The organism is Thalassotalea sp. 1_MG-2023, from assembly GCF_030546745.1.
GTDB lineage: Bacteria > Pseudomonadota > Gammaproteobacteria > Enterobacterales > Alteromonadaceae > Thalassotalea_C.
Map to the genome: position 1 here is coordinate 1 of NZ_JAUOPD010000057.1, position 2,111 is coordinate 2,111.

The 2,111-nt window shown below is 40.5% G+C and carries 2 protein-coding genes; one reads left to right on the plus strand and one right to left on the minus strand.

Annotation, left to right across the window (positions count from 1 at the left end):
• Window positions 1-181 precede the first annotated feature (181 nt).
• Entirely contained in the window at window positions 182-1,348 is a 1,167-nt protein-coding gene (locus tag Q4489_RS18160; RefSeq protein ID WP_303483350.1) for an FAD-dependent oxidoreductase, read from the minus strand.
• 338 nt (window positions 1,349-1,686) lie between these two features.
• On the opposite strand from Q4489_RS18160, the gene Q4489_RS18165 reads away from it, so the two are divergent.
• A partial coding sequence (locus Q4489_RS18165) for a transposase (RefSeq protein WP_303483353.1) occupies window positions 1,687-2,111 on the plus strand: 425 nt, incomplete at its 3' end.

A 2,111-nucleotide genomic window follows, 5' to 3' on the forward strand; every position in this document is an offset into this window, starting at 1 on the left:
TTTTAAAAAAACTCATTTCAAAATCTACAAAAAGCTATGCTGTGGCGGAATTGCTATACGCGCTGGCTTCTCTAAAAGATAACGTTCCAGTATGCTTGTGTTTTATATGGGTAATTAGGTCTTTTTACTAAACCTTTATGGCAGAGTTACATTGAATCAACAACGTCATTCTTAATGTCTGTTACACACCACATGCGTAAGCTAGTGCTTTAGCTTTAAGGGTCGGTACTTTATTTACCACCGATAAACCAATATTGCGAATCGCTTTTAATACGGGATTCTGGTTACTAAATGCTGCATAAAACGAATCCATTGTTGTCATCATCATCAAGTTATCTGGTCGGCGCATTTTTTCATAACTAGCCAGTACATCAGGGTCATGCCATTGTTTGCCCTCACCAATTGCCTTTGCAATCACAGTTTGCAGCGCTTTAACATCTTTAAAGCCAAGGTTTACCCCCTGCCCTGCTAATGGATTAATGGTATGTGCAGCATCCCCGAGTAATAATATTCTACCTTGCTGATATTGATTTGCGTGTCGCCGCGTTAACGGAAATGCGCCTTTATCAATTACGCGAACATTACCAAGTTTAGTTGGAAAGTGTTGGCTAATTTCTTCCTGTAATTGCTGATTACTGAGCTTAGCAAGGCGAGCTATTTCCGCTTTTTGGTGATACCAGACTAAAGAAGCGTAGTTTCCTACCATTGGCAACATAGCAACAGGACCAGTAGGTTGGAATTGTTGCCAAGTAATATCTTGCTGAGAAGCTTCCGTTTCAACATTAATCAACATAGCGTCTTGACCATACTCCCAACCAGTCACGCCAATCCCTGCGAGTTGACGTACTTGTGAGTTAGCGCCATCAGCCGCAACTAGTAGCTTTGCAGAAATTTTTTCAGCACTTAGCGTCAAGCTAACTGCATTAGTACTTTGTTCTAACGATATTAATGACTCGGGACATTTAAGAGTAATATTTGAATGTTTAGCGATTTGTTGCCATAACGATAATTGAATAAGCCTGTTTTCAATAATATGCCCTAAATAAGGTTGGCTGATTTCTTGAGATGAAAACTCTGTATACGCTTGCTCTTGCTCCCACACACCTAACCTTTTATAAGGACAAATACGGCCATCAGCAATTTGCTGCCATGCTTGTGTTTGTTCAAGTAGGTGTTGAGAAGCGAGCGATATTGCAGAAACACGTAGGTCAAAGGGTTGTGATGGCTCAAACGCTTTCGGTTGGTGCTTTTCAATCACGGCTACGGTTAACCCTAGTTCAGCCAACGTTAGCGCGCTTGCCGCTCCTACCATTCCCCCACCAACAACTACGCAGTCAAACTGATCCATTACTTGCCATTACCTTAAAAAATTTGTCTCACCAAACATTCTAACCAACCCTAGCAGCTAATTCGATGATTATGATCATCAAAGTCTCGACTAAACATGATTTTTCAGCTTTATCGCTTGTATGGATAATAAACCCACAAAACTTAAACTTATTCGGTAAAGTGAGACCCTAGCTATAGCAGCAACTATAGCTTTTCTATTAGGTAGTTCGATTGATTGATGGCTCCTCAATTGAGAGACCGATAACAAGAAAGAACACCTTCTAGAACTCCAAGCAAAATACTCGAATAGTCTACTGGGTCTCGAACCCGCATTATGCAAGCAAGGGTTAGCTTATTATGAATACTAAAACAAATCAAAACATTAACGTCGGTGTCGATACGGGTAAATATCAACTCGACATTTATATTCGTCCTCTCGATATATATTTCACAGTGAACAATGATGAAACAGGCATTAAAAAAGCCGTTTCTATTATCAAAAAACACAAACCAACGCGCACCATCATTGAAGCAACAGGACGCCTCGAAATGCCGTTCATTATGGCATGTGCCAAAGCAAACTTACCGTTTGTGATAGCCAACCCGGTTCATATTAAACGTTTTGCTGGTGCTATTAATCAACGCGCTAAAACCGACAAACTTGATGCCCAATTAATTGCCCATTATGGTGAGGCAATTAAACCTAGGCTGTCACAGTTGAAACCAGATACCATGCAGGTTATGAGTGATTTAGTTGCGCGTAGAAATCAACTTCTTGTGAT

What these genes read in the sequence shown, in the direction of transcription:
- Q4489_RS18160 (WP_303483350.1), bottom strand. Translation starts at nt 1,348, where the DNA reads ATGGATCAGTTTGACTGCGTAGTTGTTGGTGGGGGAATGGTAGGAGCG.